We start from the raw sequence: 7,836 nt of genomic DNA on the forward strand, positions 1-7,836 counted from the left end.
TGTCACTGGTTGGCAAGGCCCTCCCTCTCGAAGTTATCCACAACCCCAAATGAGTCGCCACCTCGCAACACCAGCACTGGCGCGGCTCTCAGCCGTGCAGCCTCCTCAGCCACTCGCTCCGGCGTCGTGCTCTGCACCAGCCAATGCCCTGCGCCACGCCGCTGGTCGGTGTATCCCAGCGCATCGATCTCGTCGGCCACCTCGAGCTGCATCCGCTCCCCACACCAGCCCCGCACGGCGGGATAGATCACCACCCGGCAGAATTTCGCGGCCACGACCGCGGCACTCACGTCAGGATTGAAAAAATCAGCCATCCCACCCCCCTTTCGCTGGCTTGGATTTGCTGCGTTCCACTTCTGCAGCATGTGCCATGCGCGCAACCTCTTGCTGGTCGATATTTGAGATCACCCCATCATGGAACTGGCAGTAAGCGGTTCCCGTCTTACCGCCTCGGTTGAGCCTGACCAGCAACTCCATGACTCCTGCCATCGGGGAAGCCTCGTTATAGACCTCATCGCGATAACAGCCGATCCACACATCGCAATCCTGCTCGATCTGGCCGGTGTCACGGCTGTCGCTGGGAACCGGGCGTTTGTCTGCACGCTGCTCCAGCCCTCGATTGAGCTGAGTCAGCAGTATCACCGGGCAACCCATCTCCTTGGCTAGCATCTTGAGCGCCTTGGTTATCGCGCCGTAAGCCAGATCGTTACGCTCAGCCTTGTCGGCAGTCATCAGCGTCAGGTAGTCAACAGCGATCAGCCCGAGCTGACCGAACTGTCGCTTCAGCCGGCGACTCTCACGGACCACCTGGTGCACAGTCAGCCCAGGCAGATCTGCGATATGGAGTTTGGAGTTACCAAGCTCTGCGGCAACAGCGTAGGCCTTGTCCATCTTGCACTGGTCAGACATTGATTTCAGATGCTTGCCGGAGACACCGGACGCTTGCGATACCATGACCTCGAACAGCTCACCCCGTGTCATCTCCAGCGAAAAACCAACCACAGGGAGCTTCTTGACCAGCGACGTGTGGTTACACAGACTCGCCATCAGCGTGGTCTTGCCCATCTTCGGTCGAGCGCCGATACACACCAGCGCCGTAGGGCTGATCCCACCTGGGTAGAGCAACTCATCCAAGGACGCGATCCCCGTGGCATAACCGGTCATCTCCCCTGGGCGGCGGCTTGCCCGGCGATCCAGCTCATCACACCAGTCCCGCACGATTTCGCTGGCGTGTACCGCAATCCCGGTCACCCCCCCAGAGCGCTTGGCATCGACCTCAGACAACAGCGACCCCATCGCAGCGAACCGCTCATCGGTGTTGCTGAATCCAGGCTCCATCATCGCCGCGATACAGTCATGCAGCTTGGCAACAGCGAAGCGCCGCTCTGCAGCGCTACGCACCATCCCCCCATAGGTCACGATGTTCGCCGCGCTTGGGGTGTTCTTGGCGATCTCGACTAGGTAGGCAAACCCGCCGGCAACATCGAGCTCGCCGTCCTGCTCGATACGGTGCTGCACTGTCATGATGTCAACCGGCTGCTTGGCGGCGATCAGTTGGGAGATCGCCCCGAAAATGATCTGGTGCGGGCGACTGTAAAAATCGCGCTCAGACAGGCCCAAGTCGTGGAACGAGTCAGCCCGCAGCATCAGCCCGCCCAGCACAGACTGCTCCGCCTCGAAGTTGTGAGGGGGCACAAACCCCATTGCATCACTCGTCATTGAACCGCCCCTCCCGCACGCCCAGATAACACCGCTCGGTCACCAAAAAATCCAAGTTCTTCGGCTTCCAGGCCGACTCGCCATCGCGGCGCGGGCGGCTCTCGCACATCCAGCGGCAGTTCTTGGCGATGAAATCCAAGTAGGCGCGCCAGCGGGTCTCGTCGAACTTGAACTTGGTCCAGAAGTTCCTGATTTTGGTTTTGCGAGAATCGGTCAGCTCACGGATGGCTGGCATCTCAGGGAGTATTTCGTGGTAAGCATCCAGGATCGCCTGATACGGAGTGTTTTTTACTGTTCGCTTTTCGGTGGTTGCTGCTGGGGGTTCAGCGCAAGCTGATGCCCCATCAGTAGTTGTCTTTACTGTCTTTTGAATAGTGTCTTTTGTGTGTCCGATTACCTCTGACACATGTGTCATGGTTTCTCTGACACTTTCTGTCATGGTTTCTCTGACAATGTCAGACTTCCTATGACACTCTGAAATGTCCCATTCGCTCAGGTTCTTGTTGGGTCCAATCTTGCTACCTTCCCACACTAGAACCTTCATGCGAATCAGCGTGTTCTTAGCCAGGCTAACTGCCTGCCGAGACAGCTTTGTGCGCTTTGCTATCTGGCTATCAGCAATGCGATCTACCTTTTTGTTGAACCCATAAGTGCAACGGCAGATAGCATGCGCAACCTTTTGCTCGTTCTTGCTTAAATCAGACTCAATGAGTGCGTCATACAGTTCGTTGGCTAAGCGGGTATAGCCATCGTCAAGGTCTGCCACACGAACCTCCTGTGGGGCACTCTGTGGGCGTCTATCTGGAAACTTCAAAAGCGCCGCCATCTCACACCCCCAGCTCATCAGCAAGCTGGCGCACGGCCAGCTCGTACTCACGCTGGGATAACCCCATTGCTTGCAATTCACGCTTCTTGAGCTCATAGAGCTCCCAGATGGCAACGGATGAGGGGTTAACCATGAGCAACCTCCTGCTCGGTGTAGGCGCAAGCCGGGCACTCAAAGGCGCGGTCATTGGTGCCGGACTGCAGCTCACTGCCGCACAGTGGGCAGTGGTTGAGGTCGTTCAGCAAGGGGTGGCCCCCATGGGCCATGGTTGAATTGGTCATTGTTGGGTCCTGTGGTGTTTAAGCTGCCCGCTGGTGAGGCGGGCAGGTGCTGCTTATGCGCTGGGTTGTGCTTCGGCACGCTCCAGGGTGCGGGCTTCCAGCTCGCGGGCCAGGCGGACGGCCTGGCGATCTGTTCCTGCGGCGTGCGCGGTCGAGATCAGCGGCTCGTCGAGGGCTAGGGCCAGCTCGTGCATGACCGACTTCAGGATGATGTTGTCGCGATCGCTGACGTGCTGGGATGCCGGGCGCGGCGGACGGTGTTGCATGGTCATGGGTTACCTCCCGAGGACAAAGTTGATGAGTTTTTGCAGGGGGCGCAGCGGGCGCTCCTCGTTGTAGGCGGCCTCGTCTTCTTGGCTGAACTGGAGCAGGCCGCGCTCGGGCAGGCCGGAGCCCTCCAGGATCTCCTCGACGGTCACGGGCGGAAAACCCTGCTCCAGCAAGCTCCGATTGGCCCGTTTAACGGCCCTCGCCAATATGGTGGGCTCGTGCTGAGATATGGCCTGGAGCAGGATCAGCAGCGAGGTGCGGGCAAATGCGGTTTCGGTCATGCCACACTCGGCGCCTACTTCCTGCCATACCTGGCGCTGGGCTGGGGTGCCGCGCACTTTCAGCGGGGAGCGGGTGCTCATATTTTCATGATCTGGGAGCGATACTCTTCCCATGGGGTTGGTCCTCTATGTTGGGTAGAAAAGCTGGCCGGTGGTCAGGCGGCCTGCTGGGTAGAATGGTCTTGCTCCTTGAGCAGGGGGTAATCCTCCAGGCCCAGCCGCAGCTCGCCGTTGCTGGCGATGACAAAGCTGACTGCATGCTGGGCAGGAATCACCTCCCCCCACTTCACGGCAAGACTGCGGGAAATACCGATCGCTTTCATGGCGCGGGCCATATTGCCGAAATAGCCGATTACTTCATGTTTCTTCATTGGTCTGGGTCCTGTGCATGGTGACATGCAAATGATGTCCTCTATAGAGAACGATGTCAATCTTCATCGTCTCCCAAAGTGATCAGTCAAGGAATTACAATTTAGTCTCTAAAGAGAACAAGAGGTTATTGATGAAAACTTTCGGACAACGCCTTGAGGAAAAGCTGCAAGAGTTGGGCATCAGCATGTCTGAGCTTGCGCGCCGTACCGGCTTATCCAAGAGCGTGATTAGCAACACCATCAATAACCCGAATCGTGAAATGCGAGTGTCATCCCTGATTTCCATTGCCAGGGTGCTGAAGGTTGATCCCATATGGCTATACACCGGCCGCAGCAGTGGTGATCTGCTGAACGACATTCAGTTCAATTCGGATAAAGTGCCGGTCTGGACCTTGGATGACGTGGGGAACCTGGCAACAGATATGCTGCCGAACATGAATAGCGGGCGGTATGTGGTGGCAGAGAACCAAAGCCACAGCATTGCCATCGAGGCCACAAACGATCACCTATCAAAATCAGGCATTGTGGCCGGTGACATCTGCATCTTCAGCTTGGCTGACCGCACTCCAGAGGAGGGTGCTGTAATGCTGATCAGGCTCGAAAAGAATGATCAAGCGCGGCTGCTAAGGGCAATGTCGGGGATTGATGGATGGGTTTACGGTGTAGACGATCCAAGGCTTGGCACGGTCACATCCAGTGAGGCTATCGTGCTTGGCAAGTTGTCAGAACTGAGGCGCAACGAGATCAAGTAACCCCCCCCTCTCCTCTCCCTCCCCTTAACCCGCTTCGGCGGGTTTTTTGTTGTTCAAAAAAAATATCGTTTATTTTAGAGATCGGTATTGACCAATCGTTCTCTAAAGAATACAGTTTGCACATCGTCCTCTTGAGAGAACGACCAAGACCGATAGCAACAAGGGGCAGCGTGGAAGGCGGCCAATCGTGGTGAAGGTCTTGGGTAATGCCACACGAACGGTGAGAGCCCGGGCCGGAGACGTAACCGGCAAACCTCCGGATCTGGCGGAGTAAAAGGCCAGAACACAACTGGGATTGCATTCCTAACTGGACTTAGGGCGTCAAACAAAACGCCCGGAAGACACACTTGAGTGAGTGCAATCCACAGTTGTGGTGAATGCGCAGGCTGATGCGACGCCCAGCGGTGCGGTTCAAAACCATGAGGGTCTTCCTCGAAAACAGAATGTGCCGGGATCAGCTCCGGCCACCACACAGAACTTAGGCAACCAGCAACAGGACCCGGCCCCTGACCAGGGCAGAAGTGAGGCGCCTGACCAGCGCGTAAGAACGACAAAGCCCGCACAAGGCGGGCTTCGAAGGACCGGGTACCACCCGGTCAGTGAAAGCCGAGGGACCAACCCCAGCAATCAGGACCCAGCATGACGAATCAACTGGGAATTAGCGAGGACCAACTCGCCAACAACGGAGACTGTAGCATGACCAGACGCCTTTTTTCCAGGGCCGCGAAACGCGCCGACCAGATCGTAGCCGCCATCGCCGACCGCCTGAACGGCAACGCTGCTCGCCGCCGAGCCATCAAGCAACGCTTGGCGGTTGCCATGATGGCCACCGAGCGGCACCACATTGTTGCTGCTCGAGCCGCCCAGCTTCGCAATACAGGTTTCACTAGGCACAGCGCCCTCCTCCACTGGCGGGCCGAGTTCCACCGCAACGCCATCTGACCCGGGTCTGGCGCTTCCCTCATAGCGCCGTAGCCAAAGCCTCTTTCTCAAGCACCGCAAGGATGCTTTGGCTTCGCTCACGCCAAATTCGGCTTGGCCTGCTCTTTAACAACCTGGAACCGGCTCACAACCACGAATCCCGATGCCGGTAGGGATGCGCCGATACCCCGTTCAATCCGGAAGGCGGTGCGTGAACGTGAACGGTGGCCACTGGCAACAGTGGCCAGCCTGGAGCCCCTTGCATCAGGAGGTTGCAGGCTGACAGCCGCCCCAAACAGATCCATAATGCCCCCTTCGAAACAAGGAGGGGTTATGAATCGAGTAGGAGGTTGGATCGGGGCGGTGTTGCTGGGTTTGTCGCTACTCTGGTTGCCAGTAGTACAGGCAAATGGAACACAATGGGATATTCCCAAAATAACGAAAGATGCCGAACAAGGATTAAGCCAAGCTCAAGTTCTCCTTGCGCATTTACATCACAGTGGTATAGGCACGCCTCAAGACTATAAGCAAGCTTTTAGCTGGTATCAAAGGGCTGCCGACCAAGGCGACGCTAACGCTCAAGAGAGTCTTGCAGGAATGTACGATCGAGGTGAAAGCGTACCGCGCAGTGATAAAAAAGCGATGTTCTGGTATAGCAAGGCTGCCGAACAAGGAAGTCCATTTGCGCAATTCAAGCTAGGCCTGAAGTATGACGATGCAAAAAACTACAAGCAGGCGATAAACTGGTGGCGCAAATCAGCCGACCAAGGCTATTCATATGCTCAAGTTAATCTTGGCACGATGTACGCCCAGGGTTTGGGGGTCACCAAAAACAATAAACAAGCGGTACAGTGGTTCCGCAAAGCAGCAGAACAAGGTGTTTCAGACGCCCAGTTCAAGCTGGGCCATCAGTACAAAAATGGTCTAGGTGTCACGAAGAGTGATAAGCAAGCGATGGATTGGTGGCGTAAAGCTGCTGAACAAGGTCACCCAGTTGCTCAAGGGGCCATTGGTGCATGTTACGGTGATGGATCCGGTGTGCCACAAAATTATGTCCAAGCCTATGCGTGGTTTTCTGTTGCCGCAGCAAATGGCGTGGAGGAATTCGCAAAATCTCGCGATAAAGTTGCAAAGCTCCTCACTACAGAGCAATTGGCCAAAGGCCAAGAACTGGCCGCCAGCTACTTCGAGAAATACCAACCAAAGTAGTCGCCACAACGACCACCAGACCAAGCCCAGCAACCGCTGGGCTTTTTCATGGATTGACAACCATGCCAATGTTTCTGGATACTATAAAAGCAACGGCAAAATCCGTTGCCGGGATTGGCGTCCTGAACCTACAAGAGCGCATCGACACGCGCTAGCGTGTTTTTTTATGCGCGGCCCAGCAGTACCTGTCAGTTATGGCGGGCTGGGCGGGGGCCCTTCGGGGCGCCGGGTCTCTTGTAGCCGGTACGCCAACCCTGCTCAGTTCGCCACCAGATGATTGGCGTCATTGGTGGCGATTCACTCTACAAGAGGAATTGACCATGAATACTCAAGCCATTGCCCCCGCTATCATGCAGAACCTCGTCGCCGTTGTCGAAAGCGGCGCCCTGATGACCACCTCGCTCAAAGTCGCCGATGCCTTCGGCAAGCGCCACGACAACCTGTTACGCAAGATCGAAACTCTCGGATGCTCGACAGAATTCAACGCCCTCAATTTTGAGGCGGTTGAATATCTTGATCTGAAAGGTGAAACCCGTAAGGCGTGGAACATGACCAAAGACGGCTTCATGTTTCTGGTCATGGGCTTCACCGGCACCAAAGCGGCCACCATCAAAGAAGCCTACATCGCCGAATTCAACCGCATGGCCGATGAGATCCATCGCCGCGAGCTCGCTACACTGGTAGACGACATCCCCTTCCCGCCAGTTGCCAGCGAACTGCACAAATGCAGCGGCCAGCAGCTGGCCAAGGCCCTCTGCCACAAGCTGGGCGCCACCCGCTACATGCTCAGCATCGAGCCAGACAGTGGCAGTATGAGCGGCCGCCACGGCGGGGATAGCCTCACCCTCTGGCCGGTTGCCGACTGCGCCCACGTCATTGACCCAACCGACCCGCGCGACATGCAGCGCATGCTCGACCTGATGAGCAATGACGACCTGACCGACTTGATGAAGCTGACCCTGGCTTCCGTCACCCGGCGCACCAAATCGCTGATGCAGCCACGCTAACCAGCGCCAGTTTCAACCAACAACCCCAGCCCTCGTGCTGGGGTTTTTGTTTTTAATACCAATCAGATTAAAGATGTGATCTAATTGCTCTATTCTGGTTTCACTGTACTCAGTATGTCCGATCCAATCGATTTCTTGGCCCTCGCCAAGGCAGAAACCAACGCCAGGAAACGCATGCGATTCCTGGCGTTAGCACACT

General features: G+C 56.5%; 12 protein-coding genes. 4 read left to right on the top strand and 8 right to left on the bottom strand.

Annotated elements, in window-relative coordinates; genetic code table 11:
- Positions 1-2 precede the first annotated feature (2 nt).
- From J9889_RS21230 to J9889_RS21260, 8 genes are all read right to left on the bottom strand, one after another.
- Complete coding sequence (locus tag J9889_RS21230) at positions 3-314, bottom strand: hypothetical protein (protein ID WP_210558075.1); 312 nt, start codon at positions 312-314, stop codon at positions 3-5.
- Positions 307-1,719 carry a DnaB-like helicase C-terminal domain-containing protein gene (locus tag J9889_RS21235; RefSeq protein ID WP_045789802.1) on the bottom strand — a complete coding sequence of 471 codons (1,413 nt, stop codon included), beginning with the start codon at positions 1,717-1,719 and terminating at the stop codon, positions 307-309. Before J9889_RS21235 ends, J9889_RS21230 begins: the two co-directional genes overlap by 8 nt.
- Positions 1,709-2,485, bottom strand: coding sequence for a replication protein (locus J9889_RS21240; protein ID WP_210558078.1), 777 nt, complete (start codon positions 2,483-2,485; stop codon positions 1,709-1,711). The genes J9889_RS21235 and J9889_RS21240 overlap by 11 nt, the downstream gene beginning before the upstream one ends.
- A gap of 61 nt (positions 2,486-2,546) precedes the next feature.
- A complete protein-coding gene (locus tag J9889_RS24610; protein WP_043163244.1) occupies positions 2,547-2,678 on the bottom strand; it encodes a hypothetical protein in 132 nt (43 codons plus the stop codon).
- Positions 2,671-2,826, bottom strand: a complete 156-nt coding sequence (locus tag J9889_RS21245; protein ID WP_201984751.1) for a hypothetical protein — start codon at positions 2,824-2,826, stop codon at positions 2,671-2,673. The genes J9889_RS24610 and J9889_RS21245 overlap by 8 nt, the downstream gene beginning before the upstream one ends.
- Positions 2,827-2,879: 53 nt before the next feature.
- On the bottom strand, positions 2,880-3,098 hold the full coding sequence (locus J9889_RS21250; protein ID WP_043129254.1) for a hypothetical protein: 219 nt from the start codon (positions 3,096-3,098) through the stop codon (positions 2,880-2,882).
- Between the two features lie 3 nt (positions 3,099-3,101).
- A complete protein-coding gene (locus tag J9889_RS21255) occupies positions 3,102-3,491 on the bottom strand; it encodes a hypothetical protein (protein ID WP_045789800.1) in 390 nt (129 codons plus the stop codon).
- A gap of 41 nt (positions 3,492-3,532) precedes the next feature.
- Positions 3,533-3,748 carry a Cro/CI family transcriptional regulator gene (locus J9889_RS21260; protein ID WP_064339872.1) on the bottom strand — a complete coding sequence of 72 codons (216 nt, stop codon included), beginning with the start codon at positions 3,746-3,748 and terminating at the stop codon, positions 3,533-3,535.
- A 53-nt stretch (positions 3,749-3,801) separates the two neighbouring features.
- Between J9889_RS21260 and J9889_RS21265 the strand changes: the two genes are divergently transcribed.
- The 4 genes from J9889_RS21265 (at position 3,802) to J9889_RS21280 (ending at position 7,637) form a co-directional block, all read left to right on the top strand.
- Entirely contained in the window at positions 3,802-4,500 is a 699-nt protein-coding gene (locus tag J9889_RS21265; RefSeq protein ID WP_234924031.1) for a helix-turn-helix transcriptional regulator, read from the top strand.
- Positions 4,501-5,139: 639 nt separating this feature from the next.
- Positions 5,140-5,442 carry a hypothetical protein gene (locus J9889_RS21270; protein ID WP_246878160.1) on the top strand — a complete coding sequence of 101 codons (303 nt, stop codon included), beginning with the start codon at positions 5,140-5,142 and terminating at the stop codon, positions 5,440-5,442.
- Between the two features lie 312 nt (positions 5,443-5,754).
- Positions 5,755-6,630 (top strand): tetratricopeptide repeat protein, encoded by an 876-nt coding sequence (locus J9889_RS21275; protein ID WP_210558081.1) that lies wholly within the window; start codon positions 5,755-5,757, stop codon positions 6,628-6,630.
- A gap of 320 nt (positions 6,631-6,950) precedes the next feature.
- Positions 6,951-7,637: a Rha family transcriptional regulator gene (locus J9889_RS21280; protein ID WP_210558084.1), complete on the top strand. Its 687-nt coding sequence runs from the start codon at positions 6,951-6,953 to the stop codon at positions 7,635-7,637.
- Positions 7,638-7,836: the final 199 nt, after the last annotated feature.

The organism is Aeromonas sp. PrichA-15, assembly GCF_017939245.1.
Classification (GTDB): domain Bacteria; phylum Pseudomonadota; class Gammaproteobacteria; order Enterobacterales; family Aeromonadaceae; genus Aeromonas; species Aeromonas caviae.